Source organism: Paenibacillus tyrphae (genome assembly GCF_027925525.1).
In the GTDB taxonomy this organism is placed as follows: Bacteria; Bacillota; Bacilli; order Paenibacillales; family NBRC-103111; genus Paenibacillus_G; species Paenibacillus_G tyrfis_B.
On record NZ_BSDJ01000020.1, the window covers coordinates 48,857 to 65,475 of the forward strand.

Here is a 16,619-nt window from a genome sequence, read left to right on the forward strand (position 1 = left end):
CGTTCTCATGACGGCGATCACTGGTCATTATGACTTCCTCCGCTTTACGATGAGATCCGGAAGGAGGAGTTAAACATGCCAGGAAATATCGTAAAACGAAGCGTCAGCATGATGCTGGCGTTTGTCTTGTTGTGCAGCGGGGCCACCCCGCCCCCGGCCGTAAAGGCCTCTTCTGCGGACCGGGCCTTCTTCGGAGACAGTCCCCTGTTCCAGGACGCGGGCGACGCCATGCCGGTCGTTTACCGCCCGCTGCTCGAATCCGGCGGGGCTTCGTCGGTAACGCGCCAAGTGTACCAAACGAACGGACCACTGCCGGTTACGAAGGAACGGATAGCCGCCGGGCCACCAAGCGTCGCCTCTGCCGTCTACTGGCCCGCCGGCAGCTCGATGAACGTCACCGATCGAGGCAAAAGGATGATTGCGCTGAGCTGGACTCCGGTTCCCGGCGCTGAAGGGTACCGTCTCGAGCATAACGGCATGAGCTTCGACCTGCCGTATTACACAACCTCTTATTGGGCCGATGAACTCACGCCCGGCACGAAATACCGGTTCAAGGTCGAAGCCGTCGACGAATTCGGCGTATGGACCACCGACGGACCGGCTCTCGAAGCGTCCACGCTGGAAGATGTCGGATTGTCGGATTTGACCCTGGTGGACATCGAGGGCGGACGAATCAAGCTGTATTGGGAGAAGGCTCTGCCCGGAAGCGGCATTACGGGTTTCCGGATACACCGCACGACAGGCGGCCGCGAGGAAGTCATCGCCTCTCTGGACGATCCGCTCGCAGATTCCTACCTCGATATGGAGACCGAATCCGGCGTCGGGTATGTGTACCGCGTCTATGCCGTCAATGCGAAGGGTCAGGAATTTCCTTATTCCGTCGAGAAGCGATTCGGGCCGGTCGGGTTCGTCATCGGCTCCTTCGTTCACGAAGCGCCGAGTTATTACCGCAAGTATGCCGCTTCCGGCGATCCGGTTCAATTAACGCTCAAAACGGAACCGGGCGCGGACGTATTGGCCGAGGTTGCCTATTCGACGCCTGAGCTTAGCGGCCAGCTCTTGTCTGTCCGGCTGCAAGCCGGCGATCACCCGCAAACGTATACCGGCAGCTTTCTCATCCCGGATACGGCTGTCATGATCGAATCGATCCGCGCCACAGCAACCAAAGACGGCGCAAAGGCGGAGGCCGAAGCGCTTCGAGCCCCGCTGCCGGTCGGGGGCACGGTGCGTGTCCGCGTCACGAACGGAGAGCGGCTGGAGAACGAAACGACGCTCACGATACGCAGCGGCAGCGGCAACGCCGCCAAAAGCATGGTCATCGGCAAGTCGCCGGAGGCCGAATTCAAGGGCCTTCCCCCTGCTGCGGATTATAGGCTGTCCATGTTCGGCTCCAACGGCATCGACCTGCTGGCCGACAATGCTTCGTTGATCGACGTGCAGGCGGGCGTCAGTCGTACAGTAGAAGCAACGCCGTCGGAGCCCGCCTACTTGGAAATCGGCATCAAGGACGAACAGCAGGAGGAAGTTGGCTTCGTGCAGGTCGTCGTCACGGATACGGACGGTCAGGTGCTGTACAGCGCGGACACCTTAAACAGCGGAAAGGTGACGACACCGGCCTTAGCCGGAATGATCGGCCGCAAGGTGCGCATTAAGGTCAGCGACCGAAAAGGCTACTACTTGCAGACGGAAGCGGAAGCGACGCTCGCGCAAGGGAAGACGCCGGTCGCGGTAACGCTCGGGAAGTCGGTGACGAAGCTTACGGGCGTGGTGACCGATTGGAGCAAACGTCCCGTCGCGCTGGCGGAAGTGTCCGCGGTGCAGAACGGCAAAAGCTATCGCATGCTGACCGATGCGGAAGGCCGCTATTCGTTCGACCTGCCTACCGGTCCGGCGACCGTTCAGGCCCGCGTCGGATCGAACGTTTCGCAGCCGGCGTACAAGACGCTTGTGCCGGGAACGAATGAAGTCGGACTGGAGATTTATGCGGCGATTCCGACCCGCGTTCAGGTGAATTTCTATACCAAAGCCATCGGCGGGGATTGGACCGGCCCGCACGAGCTCGACTGGAGCTCGACGGGGCGTTATCGAGTTACCGCCTCCCGCTACCTGCTGAGCACGGGAAACCCGTTCCAGGTGTACGCCTTCCCCGGAGAAGCCGTGCAAGTATGCATCAACGACCAGCAGCACGCTGCAGCGGACGTTTGCGGCACGGCCACGATCCAGAGCAATAACACGGGTACGGTCGAGATTCGCATGGAAGAAAAAGGAACCAAGGCTTCGGGCGACATCAGCCTGCCTAATCCTTCGCAGCCTTACTATTATCAGATCTTGGCTGCCGATGCAGACGGCAAACGCAGGCTGCTGACGCAGGGGCCGGTCAAAAACGGGAGCAACGAATGGAAGCTGCCCGGGGCGGGCAATTACCAGCTCCAGATTTCATCTTCCGGAGGCGATTACGCGTCCCGCGATTTTTCCGTTGCCGACGGAGAAGCCAAGGCATTGGGAGCCATCGCGTTCGAAGTCGCAGGCGTATTTGCCGGCAAGGAAGGCAACGGCGTCGTCATTCAGCCGGATACGGCTCCGGCCGGCGGGGAGCTGCCGGTCCGCGTGTCCTATCGAAACACAAGCTCGTCTGCCGTACAGGATGCGGCTCTGCTGGCCGACATCCCTGCGGGGGCGGCGTTTATCGAAGGCAGCGCCGTCGTGAATGCCGCCGCAGCGCCTGCGGCTGCCCCAAGCGTCTCGCAGCGAACAATCGCCATCGGGGCGATCGCACCCGGCGCGTCGGGGACCGTATCCTATAAGCTGCGCTTTGACGAAAAGAGCGATGTCGAGCGGATTTCTATTTCGCCTAAAATGCGCTACCGGACCGATACGGCCGAAGCAACGGAAATCATCGGAGCGGCCCAAGCCGAACGGGTCTATGTCACCTTGTACGCTCCGGCCGTCACCAGCCGTCAGGAGATTACGGTAAGCGGGATTGCGCCTCCAGGCAGCCTCGTTCGCATCTACGACGGGAAGCTTCTGCTCGGACAGAGCCTCGCTTCCCCGTCCGGCGATTGGAAACGAAATATCCGCCTGCCGGGCGATACGCCGCAGACCAATCACGCGCTCCGGGCCGAGGCGACGAAATTGGAACAAACCTGGTACGGTCCCCCGGTATTCGTCCGTTACGACGTCAATTACCCGGAGCCGGTCGAGCTGATCATCGAGCATAACCGTACAAAGTATCGGCTGGACCCTTCCCTAGGGGTCGCACAGTTTCCATTCATAGTCAAACCTGGCGATCCGCTGGCCATTACGCTGAAATTTAATCATCCCAATCGCGCGCGGAACGTTAGGATTCATGTGGGTGATAGGCTTATCGATCCTTCCGTCAATGACAAGGGGGACTTTATCGCCATCGTGAAAGCTGAGAAGCTGGGACCGATCGGTGTCAGCTATACGCCACTGGAGAGCGTGCCAAGCGATACCCCGACGGAAGAAAACATACGGGAGCAGCTTCCTCCCAGTCTGAAGGCATTCGAGAAAAAATCGCTGGAGATTTCGGAGAAAACCCCCGATGGGGCCAAACAAACCGCACGCCTGCAAGGCTCGCTCCCGGCTTCCAAGGGCAGCGCCGGTTTGGATTTGGACGTATCGCTGGAGAAAACGAGCTACTCTCCGACTCCCGCGGATCTGAACAAGGCGCAGAGTACGGGCGTACCGGTGTACGGGCTGAAGGTCAGCCACTCCTTGACTCCGGAACAGTTCAGAGTCCAAATGTCGGCTTATATCCCGCTGGACGAATTCCAGACCGGCTTGAATGCGCAGGAGGCGGTGTCGCTCGTAGCCGCGGCGCTTGAGCCGAAGCCGGGGGCCCGAAGCAAGCCGCAAGTACGCGCTGCCTCTCCAGGCGCGGGAGGGGCCGTACTGGTCCGCATCAGTCTGGCGCTCGCTTCGGAAGCCGGCAAATGGACCTGGACGTCGATCGATTCGGTTTATTCCGTTTACGACGGCATGGGGATTAACGATACATTGAAGGATTTGGAAGGCTTGGTCGACGCGGCTTCGGAAACCTGCGATCCCGAGATGGCCGGCATTTATACGGACTGGGCAAAAGCCATTGCCAACGAAGCGATGATCAACGAAGCGATCAAAGCGACCTTGATGCTCGCAGGATTTTTCCTCGGCCCGGAGACGTTCGGCGTCGGCACGATCGGCGTCTGGCTTCTGACGAACGCCATCGGCAAGGTGCTGGATGCCGATATCGCCGCCAAGGTCGACAAACTCAAAGCGGACATCGCGAATAACAATTGGTGCGAAGACCCGCCTCCGAATAAGCCGACACCCACAAAGCCGGGAACTAAAAAACCGACAAAGAAGCTGGCCGATCCGAAGTGGATGTACGATCCGAGCGGCTATGTCTACGAGGTTTCGCCCGACAATCGGCTGGAAGGCGTCAAGGCGACGGCGCTTGTAAAGGATGCCGAATCGCGACAGTGGAATGTGTGGGACGCCGAATGGTTCGGTCAGGCCAATCCGTTGACGACGGATGCCGAAGGCCGGTACGGATGGGACGTTCCGGAAGGCCAGTGGAAGGTCATGTATGAGAAGGACGGTTACCGGACGGCTTTCAGCAGCGAGCTTACGGTGCCGCCGCCGCATTTTGACGTTAACGTGCCGATGATATCCACCCGGCCGCCAAAGGTCGTTGCGGTTCGGGCCCTGCCCGGCGGCAGCTCCGTTCTGATCGACTTCGACCGCCACGTGACGGCAGCCAGTGTGAACGATACGACGATCACGGTGACCGATAAGGAAAACGGCGCACCCGTTATTGGAGAAACGGCGCTTGTGCAGCCCGTTACCTTCGAAGGGCAGTCCGTGTCGAAAACGGTCCGCTTTACGCCGAACGCAGCGTCGCCTCTCGTCATCGGGCGCGTTTACGAAGTGAACGTCGACAGCGCCATTCAAGGCTACAACGGCATTCCGGAGGGCAGTGGATATAAAGCCGACGTGATCGTGAAGGCGGTGGACGATACGCCTCCCACAGCGGTAAGCGGTCTGGAAGCCGTCGCCGATGCCCAAGGCTTGATGCTCCGTTGGACGGATCCGGGCGACCCGGATTTCACCAAAGCGGCGCTCAGCTACCGGGCCGAAGGGGCCTCGACCTTCAGCGATCCGATCGAAATCGCCAAAGGCAAGCAATGGGCGCTGCTCGAAGGGCTCAAGGCGGGAACCGCCTATGAAATCGAAGTGAAGTCGGTGGATGAAGCAGGCAATACTGCCTCCACCGGAATCAAGACACCAACTGCGGTTAGGCTGGCGGAGCCCGTCGATATCATTGCGCCGCGGCAAGCGTCCGGCGTCAAGATCGAAGCGGGCGAGCGTACGCTCACTGTCCGTTGGACCGATCCGGCAGATGCCGACTTCCAAGCCGTTCAGCTGAGGTGGAACCGGTTCGTCGGAGACCCGAACGGAGGCGAAGCCAAGGTGGAAAAAGGCGTGAAGCAGTACACGATTACCGGCCTATTGCCCGCCAAAGATTACCGCATCCTGCTCTCGACTCAAGACGTCGCAGGCAACGAGTCGCATGCCTTGGAGATCGCCGCGCGCACGAAGCCGGTTGGTGAAAGCGGCGGCGGCAGTGGAAGTGACGGCGGCAGCGGAGAAAGCGATCCGGGCCCGAGCCCCGGCGGCGGCTCCCCGTCGTCCCCCGCCAATACGCCGAAGCCTGATTCCGCGAATCGCGAAAGCGTGAAGCTGGACGGAAACGCGGGAAGCTACCCGCTGTTCGGAGGAGCGCTTCGCATAGCCTTGCAGGAAGGCACCTTGACGAAGCCCGCCACCTTGCAAGCGGAGCGTTCGGCCAATGCCGGGTCTCCGAACGACACGGCGCTGAAGCTCCACTCGCCGGTATACTCGCTCTCGCTCGGCGGTGAAGAGGTCCTGCACAAGCCTATCCGGCTTACAATCCGCTACGACGCATCGGGGCTGTCCGGAGAAGACCCGCGCAAGCTTGGCCTGTACCGGCAAGCGGACGGCAAATCGGGCGCTTGGACCTATGTCGGCGGAGTTACGGACGGAACCGCCGGCGAGGTAACGGCCTCAATCGATCGGTTCGGCGTCTATGCGGTAGGGCTCGCCGATTACCGGTTCGCCGACTTGGAAGAGCACTGGAGCCGCGCAGATGTCGAGCTTCTTGCCAGCCGCCATCTCGTCAGCGGCGTAGACGGCGGCAAGTTCGAGCCCGACCGTCTGATCACCCGCGCCGAATTCGCCAAGCTGCTTGTACGGCTAAGCGACGATGACCGGCAGGCGGTTTCGGCCGGGGAGACGTTCAGCGATGTAGCCCCCGACGCCTGGTACGCCGGCTTCGTCAACCGCGCTTCGCAGCTTGGGCTGGTGCAGGGGGCTGGCGGACGGTTCCGGCCCGACGATCCCGTGACGCGGGAGGAAATGGCCGTCATGGTGCTTCGCGCATGGGGCGAGGCCCCTGCCCTTCCGCTTGAACCGGCTTCGGCTCTCGCGGATTTCCAAGACGGGACCGACGTCTCCGTCTGGGCCCGTCAAGGCGTCGCCTTGGCCGTGCGGCACGGTCTGCTCCAAGGCATGGAGGAGCGCGCGCTGAAGCCGCAGGACTCCGCCACCCGGGCGCAATCGGCCGTCCTGCTGCTCCGCTTGATGGACCGGATGGGCCGGTTAACGGCCGCTCCGGTGAAGCCGTAGCAAGCAAACTTCGATGTGCCGGTCCTTCGGGGCCGGCCCGCATCGTCCTTTTAACGAGATACAACCAACTTGAAGGAGTGACCTGTTCCATGATCAACGAGCTTGATTTACGCCTTGACCCCTACCCGTGGTATGAAGAAATGCTCCAAGTGAGCCCTGTCGAATACAGCCCGCAGTTTGGGGCCTACCTCATTTTCCGTTACGAAGAAGTCCGCAAGGTATTTGCCGACCATCAGACATTTTCATCAGCCGTCTTCGACGGGCTCTCCCAAGAGCTAACCTTTGAGAATCAGCTTCAGGGGATGGACCCGCCCCGGCACACGCAGCTTCGGGCATTGGCTGTCCATGCCTTTACCCCGAAGGCGGTAGCCGACCTTGAGCCGCGCATCCGCCGCCTTGTCAGCGAGCTGCTTGACCAGGCGCTGGCGAAGGACGAGATCGATTTTGTCCGCGATTTTGCCATTCCGTTTCCCGTGACGGTTATCGCCGAAATGCTCGGGGTGCCCGAGGAAGACCGGGACCAATTCAAGTATTGGTCGGACGTGATCATAGAGGCCTCCGAGCATCTGCTCACCGGCAAAGCGGAAGATCCCCGGCATGTCGCCGCTTATCGGGAAATGAAAGACTACTTCGAGCAGCGGACAAGAGAGCGCAGAGAAGCTCCTCAAGACGACTTAATCAGCCGGCTGGCGCTTGCCGAGGTGGAGGGGCAGCGGCTTACGGATGCGGAAGCGGGCAATTTCTGTCTCCTTCTCATGGTGGCCGGCAACGAAACGACGACGAATCTATTGAGCAATGCGATTCGCACGTTCATCGAACATCCCGGACAGTGGGAGCTGTTATGCCGGGAGCCCGGGCTGATTCCGCAAGCCATCGAGGAAGTGCTGCGCTTCCGCTCGCCGGTACAGCTGTTGTACCGGGTCGTGAAGCAGGACGTCGAGCTTGGCGGCCGGCAGATGAAAGCCGGGGAGCGCGTCGTCGTCTTCATGGGCGCGGCCAATCGGGACGCAGGGAGATTCGAGCGTCCGGATACGTTCGATATTACGCGCCCGCTGGGTCCGCATATGTCTTTGGGCCATGGCATCCACTTTTGTCTCGGGGCACCGCTCGCCCGGCTGGAGTCCAAAATCGCGCTTGAATCCTTGATCGAGCGCATCCGGGAGTTTCATTTGCCCGAGGGAGGCAGGCTTGAACCGCTCTCGACCTTTAATGTATTCGGGCTGCGCCGGCTGCCTTTGCGGCTGGTCCGTCGCAAATAAGCGCAAACGCCGTTCATCCGGTTTTCTCGGATGAGCGGCGTTTGCGCTTGTGCCCTGCCTGATTCAGCCTCGCTGACTTACCACGCCTCGCGAATCGTGGTCGTCGTCTGCCACGCTTTCCGAACAGAAGAAGCTGTCTGCTGAAGATGCATAATCGCATCCCAAGCCTGTTCGGTCGGGCGCTGGCGACGGAACTGCCGTGCCCTACCCTTCATCGCGGCCAGCGCAAGCCGGTTGTCCGCAAGCTCCAGCAGCTGATCCTGGAGCGTCCGGGCGGCTGTCGCCCGGACGGCGACGCCAGCCTTCTCCAGCACCGCGGCGTTGTCTTCCTCTTGGCCGGGAATCGGCTTATAGAGCAGCATCGGCAAGCCCACCGCGACCGCCTCCGCCGTCGTCAGCCCGCCCGGCTTCGTCACGAGCAAATCGGCGACGGCCATCCATTCGTGAATTTCCTCCACGAATCCTTTGACAATGACGCGGTTCGTCGGATGCTCCCGTAGCTCCGCTTCCAGCTCTTCCCGCACGGCCGCGTTGCTTCCGCAGATGACGACCAGTTGCAGCCGCTTCAGCAGAGACGTCGAACGGATCAGCGAACGGACGCTTTCGTCCAGCATGCCGCTGCCGCCGCCCATCACGAGGACGACCGGGCGCTTCGGATCGAGACCGAACGACTGGCACAGCCGGACCCGGTCGAACGATTCGGAGAAGCGGCTTCGCACCGGAATGCCGGTCACCCGGACGCGGGAGGACGACACGCCGTGCAGACGCAGCGCGGCCGCTACCTGCTCGGACCCGACCAGATACAAGTCCGTATGCGGCTGCAGCCACAGGCTGTGGTCGGTATGGTCCGTAATGACGGTAACGAGCGGCGTAGAAACCGCACCCTTTTCTTTCAGCAGCGAGACGGCCGCCGCAGCCAGCGGGAACGTGCAGACGATAATATCCGGCTTTTTCTCCTCCAAGAGTGTCAGGAACCGGGACAGCCCCAAGCTTAAAAACGTTTTGAACGGAATCGGCATTGCCTCTTTCCGTCTTGTTTTGCGATATAAATAGCCGTAGACCGACGGCGCTTTCTCGACGCCCTTCATGAAGCAGTACTTCACCATCGGATGAAGATACGGATATACTTCCTGCATAAAATCGATCACCTCGGCCCGGACATGTTCCGCCAAGCCTTCCCCGCATGTTTCCGCCAGCGCCCGCGCCGCCTGTCGGTGACCGTCACCCAAGTCGCCGGAGAGCACCAAAACGCGCGCAGCCGCGGGGATCTCGCCGTTCGTCAACATAAGTAGCCCCCCATTAACTATTCTTTGTTTACCCTTCTACTCTATATATTAAACGAAAATCCTGAAGAAATCCCATGCTCAGAGCTTAAAACTTTCTTAAGTACGCGAATGACCCGGACGTAACCCAAACCCGGGAGTGCACCCATAGAGCCCAACGGGAATACACTATCAGCAAAAGCCCATATTTACGCTTGATCGGAGGTTCCTTATGAAGCCTTACCCTGAATACCCCTATTATGCGATGGAAACGGAGTGCCGCGAAAAGCCGATTGCGTTCCCGCCCCAGCATCAGGAGCGACAGCCCGGACTCGAATATTTGATGAACCCGCGGCCGATCTTCGACAACCCCGCCTATGTCGGCAGCGGCAAGCTCCTTGGCAAAGTAGCCCTGATTACGGGCGGGGACAGCGGGATCGGACGCGCGACCGCCGTCGCCTTTGCCAAAGAAGGAGCCGACGTAGCCATCGCCTACTTGTACGAGCATCCGGACGCGGCCGAAACGAAGCAGCATATCGAGCAGCTTGGCCGCCGCTGCCTGACGATCCCGGCAGACCTGCGGGATAAAGCGTCTTGTGCGGGCGTCGTCGCCCAGACTGTTGCCATGTTCGGCAAGCTGGACGTGCTGGTCAACAATCTGGGCGTCCAATACCCGCAGTGGAGCATCCTGGATATTTCGGAGGAGCAGTTGATCGAGACGTTCCGAACGAATATATTCTCGTTCTTTTTCGTTACTCAAGCCGCTTTGCCTTATATGAAGACGGGCGACTCCATCATTAATACGGCTTCGGTCACCGCCTACCGCGGCAACCGGCAATTGATCGACTATTCATCCACCAAAGGGGCGATTGTCACTTTTACCCGCTCACTGGCTCTCTCGCTGGTCGAGCAAGGCATCCGGGTGAACAGCGTAGCCCCGGGACCCGTCTGGACCCCGCTGACGGTCTCCAGCTTCCCCGCCGAGCAGGTGAAGACGTTCGGCACGGATACGCCGATGGGCCGGGCCGCCCAGCCGTTCGAGCTGGCGCCGGCCTACGTGTACCTCGCAAGCGACGATTCCAGATTCGTCACCGGCGAGACGCTGCATGTGAACGGAGGCCAGTTTATCACCTCCTGACGCGCAACGTCAAAAAGGGACTGCGGAGATCGTTCCCCCGCAGTCCTTTTTGACGTTGCCCAGCACGGAGCCCCCTGCACTCCTGCTTAGCCGCGGATCACTCGGCATAAAAGCCCTGCTCCGCCGCATAATTGCCCCAGTGCGGCCTGCTCCCGTCTTCATCCGTAAAGCCGTACTCGTCGGAAAGTCCCCAGCTCGTCAGCGCTTGACCGGATTTGTCCATGATGCGCGGGTCGGCGGCCAGTGCGGCAACCGCCCGTCCGACATAATGCGGCGTCTCCGACATGATGAAATGCGGGTCCTTCTCCGCCGCGTCCCGCCAATTGTCCTTCGTCACGCCGAAATGGTCGAGCATCGCTTCCGAACGCAGAAACCCCGGCGTAACCGCCACAGCCGCCACATGGTGCAGACGAAGCTCCTCGGCCATGGCCTCGGCCAAGTGAATCGCGGAAATTTTGACGAGACTGTAATACAGGTTACCGCGGTACCTATAATCCCAGCCGTCCGTAATTTCGACGATGAGTCCCCGCTTGTTCGCCATAAGCAGAGGCGCGCCGTAATAGCTGGCGATCATATGCGAATGCACCGCCCGCCGCTGCATCAACAGCCCGTCCGCAATCGGCTGCTCCCAGAATGTCTTACCCCATTCCATCAGCGAGTCTCCGCCCCACACGTCGTTGACGAGCAGGTCGAGCCTGCCGTCCTGCTCGCTTCGCACCCGTTCGAACAACGCCCGGACCTCCTCCTCCTCCGTATGGTCCACGCGCACAGGAATGCCGCGTCCGCCTCGGGCCGTCACCAGCTCCGCCGTCTCCTCGATCGTTTCCGTCCGGCCCATATCAGAGAGCTGTCCCCGCGTACTGCGGCCGGTCACATAGACCGTCGCTCCCGCTTCCCCCAGCATCTCGGCGATGCCGCGCCCCGCTCCTCTTGTCGCTCCGGCGACGACCGCGATGCGTCCTTCCAATGGTTTCATCGTTGACTCCCTCCGCTTCCCTTAGCTGTCCGAAGGCTGCACTCTGCCATTCCCGCAGTTCATATCGATCCGCCGGATCTCCAAGGCATGTCTCCGCCTTACGCTTCCATCCTATCAATCCTAATATGTCAACCCTTGTCATATTTGCTGTGATAAAATAAAAATATCTGATGACTCAAACGGATCTTAAAATTACGACGTACAAGGAGCAATTGTCATGCGTGCGGATCGACTGTTATCCATTTTATTGCTGCTGCAGAACCGCGGCCGAATGACCTCGCGGGAGCTGGCCGAGCAGCTGGAGGTATCGGAGCGGACCATCTTCCGCGACATGGAGGCGCTTAGCGCTTCCGGCATTCCGCTATATGCCGAGCGGGGCTCAGGCGGCGGCTGGGTGCTGCCGGAAGGTTACCGTTCCCAGCTCACCGGACTCAAAATCGATGAAATCCGCTCCCTCCTGCTCGCCCACGCTTCCGGCATGATGCGGGATCTGGGCTGGCGCGAGGCTTTTGAAGCCGCCTTGTTGAAGCTGCTTGCCGCTCTGCCTCCCTCCCTGCGGCGGAATGCGGAGGCGGTCCGCGAACGCATCCACGTGGACGGAGCCGGGTGGTACGGACCCGCAGAGGAGGTATCATGCCTGTCCATCGTGCAGGAGGCGGTGTGGGAGGAACTACTGCTAGCCATTCGTTACGGACGAGGCGACGAGGTCGTCGAGCGCGAAGTCGGCCCGCTCGGGCTGGTCGTCAAAGGAAACACGTGGTACTTGATCGGGCTCGTAGACGGCCAGATGCGCACCTACCGGGTTTCCCGGATACGCAGCGCCGTCATCCGGCCAGAGAGCTTCGAGCGGCCGGCGGACTTCGATCTGGCCCGTTACTGGGAGCAATCGACGGCCGACTTCAAGTCCCGGCTGCCCAGCTATCTCGTGACGCTGCAAGCGGATGCTTCCGCGCTTGCTCTCCTGCAAGAGGAGCACTTCGTCAAAATCCGCGACACCCGCCCGGCTGCCGACGGCTTGACCGAGCTTACCGCCGATTTCCAAACGGCGGAGTATGCGCTGCGAATCATTCCGGGATATGGCGGCGGACTGCAGATACTGGAGCCGGAACAGCTGCGCGCAGACCTCCTCCGGCTGGCGGAGGCGATCCGTCAAATGTATTGCCATGGATGATACAGATCGGTTTATGCACATGAAGCCGCTGCAGCACCGTACGTCTCTCATCCGACTCCGGCGCTTGATCGCCGGGGTTATTTTGCATGCGGCGACGACATTTTTTTTGAACTAAAAACGAACAAATCCGGAGCTCGGGACCAATATAGAGTGAAAAAACAACGATAGGGGGGCCGGCCGCCTATGACAGACTCCGAATGGCAGTATTGGATCAAGCAAGCGAACCACGGAGATGAACAAGCGTTTCAAACGATTTACGAGCAAAGTAAAGACCACGTGTACCGAACAGTCACACTTCTCATCGGCAGCAAGCAGGACGCGTGCGACGTGGTCAGCGAGGTGTATGCCGAATTATTCAAGTCGCTCGCAAAATACGACGGACGCAAGCCGTTCCGCTCCTGGCTTACCGGCCTCGTGATCCGCCAAACCCGCAACTGGAACCGAAAGCTGTGGCGGAAATTCAGGCTGCACGAGCGCAGCAGATTGCTGGAAACGGAAGAGCACACTCCGGACACGGAGGAACTGTTCCTGCAGCATGAGCATCAGCACGAACTGATCGCTCTTGTCCACAAGCTGCCTTACAAGCTCCGGAGCGTCGTCGTGCTGCGGTATTATCAGGAGCATACCTTTGACGAAATTGCGGAACTGCTGGACATCCCGTCCGGTACGGTCAAATCGAGGCATCACGCCGCCATGGCCAAGCTGCGCAAGCAAGCAGCCCATTTAATTGAAACGAACGAAGGAGGGCTTGCCCCATGTCCATCGAAAATCAATTGAAAACCGAGCTTCAGCAATTTGCCGGAACCCTTCACGCCCCTGCTCAGCTCGACGATCGAATCGCAGCGTTAATTCGGAAGCATACCCGCGTGACGGCTGCGTCCCTCAGACCCGCCAAACGTAAATACGCGACCCGGGCGGCTCTTATCGCCGCGTGCATCTTTCTGTTTTCGGGCATCGCCTATGCTTCCAGCCTGCTCTATACGATGCAGACCGATAAGGTTCGCGTGGAGCTAACCCAACAAGCCGCGGCCACCTTGCCCGCAAGCTTGTCCGCCGAACTCACGCAATCGGTGCGGGACATCCGCAGCCAACTCGCTTCGGGCGAGTCCGCTTACGTATACAGCGCGGAGCTTGAGAAGCGGAAGCTGCCGGCGCTGCTGAAAATTACCGCCCCCGCAGCCTATTCGGACATCGATGCATGGAAAACGGAGACGAAGAAGCGCTTCGCCCCGTTTAAGACACCGACGGCGCTGCCGGCCGGATTCGGCTTCGTCCGGGCGGAGCTGGAGGCTCCTGTAAGCGGCATCGACGCTGCAACCTATGAGCAGTACCATAGCTTGCTTCGAAAAAAAGCCGGGGCAGCGAACCAAACCATCGTCTGGCAAAAGGCGCCTTCGGCAGGGGAAGCCGTCTCCCCGATGGATATGCCGGGGCTGGTCTATGCTAACGGTGACGGAGAACAAATCGAGGTGCGTTACCAAGTGTTCTCCGGAGACGATGCGGCGACTGACATCCGCACCCTAACCGGCGAATCGACAACCGCGGATAAGGTTTCCGTTTCGGGTAAGGACGGCTACTATACGTTGAACCGTAACCACATGCTCAGCGAAACGGGAGCGATGCAAAGCTTGGCTTGGCTGGAGACGCAGGACGGCAGCACGATCCTGTACCAAGTGACGACTCCTTCGCTGAAAGTATCTCAAAACGATCTGCTTCGCATTGCGAATAGCTTACAATAACGTCCCGCGTCCGGTCAGGGCTGTCTTGCGAGACAGCCGGGCCGGGCGCTGGCCGCTTATCCCATGAAGCAAAAAGGGATCTCCGTACGCGATTTCGCGTGTCGGAAGATCCCTTATAACCGTGTCTCAAGCGTAAATGTTAGTCCTTCCGCCGATTTTAACGACAATTCGGCCGCGAGCTTCCGGCGGCAGCCAAGCAAGCGCCGTCTGGGAAATCGGAATCCGGGAAGACGCCGCCTCGTACAAATAAACGTAATTCGGATACGTTACCTGATCGATCATGTAAGCGGACTTCGTGCTGCCCGGCTTGCGGTGCTTATTGAGACTATCAATGATCCCGGCTGCATTCTTAATGCCGATCCCATGGCCGAAATAGCTGTCGCTTCCGAGCTTCACCACGTTCTCTCCCTGCCACTCCATCCATTCCGGATCGACGTCGGGATTTTTGAAATACAGGATATCGCCCGAATACGTCGGCATTTTCTCGGCAATCGTGATCAGCCGCAGGTCGCTGTCGACCTCCCACGAATACAAATACAGGTCGGAGAACAGCCGGTTGAACTTCTGATCTCCGATCGTCTCCAGCACCGCTTTGTACAGCACGATAATGATGGCGGTAGCGCATTCGAACGCATAAGCCCGGCCGTTCGAGAAAATATCGCGGATCGCTGCGGCGGGCAGTACATCCCGCCTCATCTTAAATCCGCCATTCTCGGTACGGGTCCAATAGGCTGCGTTGCAGCGCGATTTCTTGAAGGAAGCGAACGACGCCGCGCTGTTCTGCATATCTCTGGCCGCTTGGACAATCGCCGTCCGCAGCCTGAGCTCGAAGCGCAGCGCTCCTTCCGAATCATATTGGTACGTCGTGGGGTTCCTGTGTTTCTCCTCGTAGATGTCCCTCTCGGGCGGTTCCCAGGCGGATATATCGACCGACGCTTGGCCGTCCGCAATAACGATCATGGGGACCGGTCACCTCCTCGTCAGAGATGCGATACTAGCGCTCGCTCCCAGTATATGCCGGGGAGGGCCAGGATCAGACCCCAAAAGCCTTAATCCATCTCGTAAATCGAGCCGGATTTGCTTGCGAACAGCTCGGCGTATACCTTCTCCGCGTAGGCATCCGTCATGCCGGAGAGATAGTCGGCCACGAAGCGCGGCCATGTCCAGCGGTTTTTATGCCGTTCGTAATTTTCGATCCAATCGGGCGGAATGATCAGGAGCCCTTCCTCAGGCACCTTGAAGCTGTCCCACAGCCGCCGGATCATAATTTCACTGCGCTTCTGGAGCCGCTGTACGCGGAAGTCTTTGATCAGCGTCACCCAAGCCAGCTTTTTCAAAATTTCCATCGTCCGCAGCAGCTCCAAATCCTGCTGTCCGTCGCGAACGAACGTGACCCGCTTCCAGCCTTTCTTCGGATCGTCAATAATGCCGACCCGTCCGGCAAAAGCGCTCACCCAGCGGGCTTTCATCTCTCTGCGGGTCCGCGAGGCCTCGTTGTCGCATGCGGCGTAGATTTCCTCCCACTGCTCCAGATACGAAGCCAGCACGCGCTTGACCATCGCCTTGATATCGACCTGATCCCAGCCGACCTCCAGGTTCCCTTGATCGCCCTCGATCTCTTCCACCAGATGCATCGCCAACCGGTCGTCCTCGAAAAAGGTCCGGTTCATCTGAATTTTGCCGGCGCGGATGCCGTCCTCGATATCGTGCGTCGAATAAGCGATATCGTCGCTCAAATCCATGAGTTGCGCCTCCAGCGTCGAGCAGCCGGACGGCATGTTCCATTTGTCGCGAAGGTATCCGATGCCTTCCCATTCCATCGGATACACGCCTTTAATCCGTCCGGGCGTATCCAGATTATACGGGTATTTATTAATCCCAAGCAGCACCGCTGCCGTCAAATCGAGGCCGCTGCCGCTGCCGGCGCGCTTCTCCAGAAACATCAGCAGGCGGAAATTTTGCGCATTGCCTTCGTAAGCCAAGCCGTGCTCTTCGGCAAGCAGCCGGTTCAGTACTTCTTCTCCTTTATGCCCGAATGGCGGATGTCCGAGATCGTGTGCAAGCGCAGCGCATTCCACAACCGCCGGGTCCATCATTAAGCCGGGATGCTCCTTACGCCGCAAAAACTCATAGTGCTCGCCAAGCCGCCGCGCCGTCTCGCGGGCAATTTGCGACACCTCGATCGAATGCGTCAGTCTTGTCCGATAGTAGTCGCCGGTCCCGGCGCCGAATACCTGCGATTTGCCCTGCAGCCGCCGAAAAGCCGGGGATTGGATGAGCCGCGCATAATCCCGCTCGTATTCGTCCCGTTCTTCGCTGAACGTCCCGGCCACCGGTTCGTCCAAACGCAGTTTACGCAAGTCCAT

The 16,619-nt window shown here is 59.7% G+C and carries 10 protein-coding genes; 6 read left to right on the forward strand and 4 right to left on the reverse strand.

Annotated features, from left to right (window positions below; all coding sequences use genetic code 11):
• Positions 1-75 precede the first annotated feature (75 nt).
• The gene (locus QMG93_RS22435) at positions 76-6,708 is read left to right on the forward strand and encodes an S-layer homology domain-containing protein (protein ID WP_281940412.1); all 6,633 of its coding nucleotides are present in this window, start codon (positions 76-78) and stop codon (positions 6,706-6,708) included.
• Between the two features lie 89 nt (positions 6,709-6,797).
• Positions 6,798-7,967, forward strand: coding sequence for a cytochrome P450 (locus QMG93_RS22440; RefSeq protein WP_281940414.1), 1,170 nt, complete (start codon positions 6,798-6,800; stop codon positions 7,965-7,967).
• A gap of 77 nt (positions 7,968-8,044) precedes the next feature.
• Here QMG93_RS22440 and QMG93_RS22445 read toward each other — a convergent pair whose 3' ends face one another.
• A complete protein-coding gene (locus QMG93_RS22445; protein WP_281940416.1) occupies positions 8,045-9,253 on the reverse strand; it encodes an MGDG synthase family glycosyltransferase in 1,209 nt (402 codons plus the stop codon).
• A 208-nt stretch (positions 9,254-9,461) separates the two neighbouring features.
• Here QMG93_RS22445 and QMG93_RS22450 point away from each other — a divergent pair, with 208 nt between their 5' ends.
• Positions 9,462-10,367 (forward strand): SDR family oxidoreductase, encoded by a 906-nt coding sequence (locus tag QMG93_RS22450; protein WP_281940418.1) that lies wholly within the window; start codon positions 9,462-9,464, stop codon positions 10,365-10,367.
• 97 nt (positions 10,368-10,464) lie between these two features.
• On the opposite strand, the gene QMG93_RS22455 is transcribed toward QMG93_RS22450, so the two are convergent.
• A complete protein-coding gene (locus QMG93_RS22455) occupies positions 10,465-11,343 on the reverse strand; it encodes an SDR family oxidoreductase (RefSeq protein WP_281940420.1) in 879 nt (292 codons plus the stop codon).
• Between the two features lie 217 nt (positions 11,344-11,560).
• On the opposite strand from QMG93_RS22455, the gene QMG93_RS22460 reads away from it, so the two are divergent.
• The 3 genes from QMG93_RS22460 to QMG93_RS22470 all read left to right on the forward strand — a co-directional run bounded on the left by QMG93_RS22460 (position 11,561) and on the right by QMG93_RS22470 (position 14,253).
• A complete protein-coding gene (locus QMG93_RS22460) occupies positions 11,561-12,514 on the forward strand; it encodes a helix-turn-helix transcriptional regulator (RefSeq protein WP_281940421.1) in 954 nt (317 codons plus the stop codon).
• Between the two features lie 183 nt (positions 12,515-12,697).
• The gene (locus QMG93_RS22465) at positions 12,698-13,291 is read left to right on the forward strand and encodes a sigma-70 family RNA polymerase sigma factor (RefSeq protein ID WP_281940424.1); all 594 of its coding nucleotides are present in this window, start codon (positions 12,698-12,700) and stop codon (positions 13,289-13,291) included.
• Positions 13,270-14,253, forward strand: a complete 984-nt coding sequence (locus tag QMG93_RS22470) for a hypothetical protein (RefSeq protein ID WP_281940426.1) — start codon at positions 13,270-13,272, stop codon at positions 14,251-14,253. Before QMG93_RS22465 ends, QMG93_RS22470 begins: the two co-directional genes overlap by 22 nt.
• Before the next feature lie 126 nt (positions 14,254-14,379).
• On the opposite strand, the gene QMG93_RS22475 is transcribed toward QMG93_RS22470, so the two are convergent.
• Positions 14,380-15,213, reverse strand: coding sequence for a protein-glutamine gamma-glutamyltransferase (locus QMG93_RS22475; protein ID WP_281940428.1), 834 nt, complete (start codon positions 15,211-15,213; stop codon positions 14,380-14,382).
• Positions 15,214-15,302: 89 nt separating this feature from the next.
• Positions 15,303-16,619, reverse strand: coding sequence for a deoxyguanosinetriphosphate triphosphohydrolase family protein (locus QMG93_RS22480; protein ID WP_281940430.1), 1,317 nt, complete (start codon positions 16,617-16,619; stop codon positions 15,303-15,305).

Excerpts from the sequence above, each read along its gene's own strand:
- QMG93_RS22455 (WP_281940420.1), bottom strand. The coding sequence starts at position 11,343 with ATGAAACCATTGGAAGGACGCATCGCGGTCGTCGCCGGAGCGACAAGA.
- QMG93_RS22435 (WP_281940412.1), top strand. The coding sequence starts at position 76 with ATGCCAGGAAATATCGTAAAACGAAGCGTCAGCATGATGCTGGCGTTT.
- QMG93_RS22480 (WP_281940430.1), bottom strand. The coding sequence starts at position 16,619 with ATGGACTTGCGTAAACTGCGTTTGGACGAACCGGTGGCCGGGACGTTC.
- QMG93_RS22445 (WP_281940416.1), bottom strand. The coding sequence starts at position 9,253 with ATGTTGACGAACGGCGAGATCCCCGCGGCTGCGCGCGTTTTGGTGCTC.
- QMG93_RS22440 (WP_281940414.1), top strand. The coding sequence starts at position 6,798 with ATGATCAACGAGCTTGATTTACGCCTTGACCCCTACCCGTGGTATGAA.
- QMG93_RS22460 (WP_281940421.1), top strand. The coding sequence starts at position 11,561 with ATGCGTGCGGATCGACTGTTATCCATTTTATTGCTGCTGCAGAACCGC.
- QMG93_RS22450 (WP_281940418.1), top strand. The coding sequence starts at position 9,462 with ATGAAGCCTTACCCTGAATACCCCTATTATGCGATGGAAACGGAGTGC.
- QMG93_RS22470 (WP_281940426.1), top strand. The coding sequence starts at position 13,270 with ATGTCCATCGAAAATCAATTGAAAACCGAGCTTCAGCAATTTGCCGGA.
- QMG93_RS22465 (WP_281940424.1), top strand. The coding sequence starts at position 12,698 with ATGACAGACTCCGAATGGCAGTATTGGATCAAGCAAGCGAACCACGGA.
- QMG93_RS22475 (WP_281940428.1), bottom strand. The coding sequence starts at position 15,213 with ATGATCGTTATTGCGGACGGCCAAGCGTCGGTCGATATATCCGCCTGG.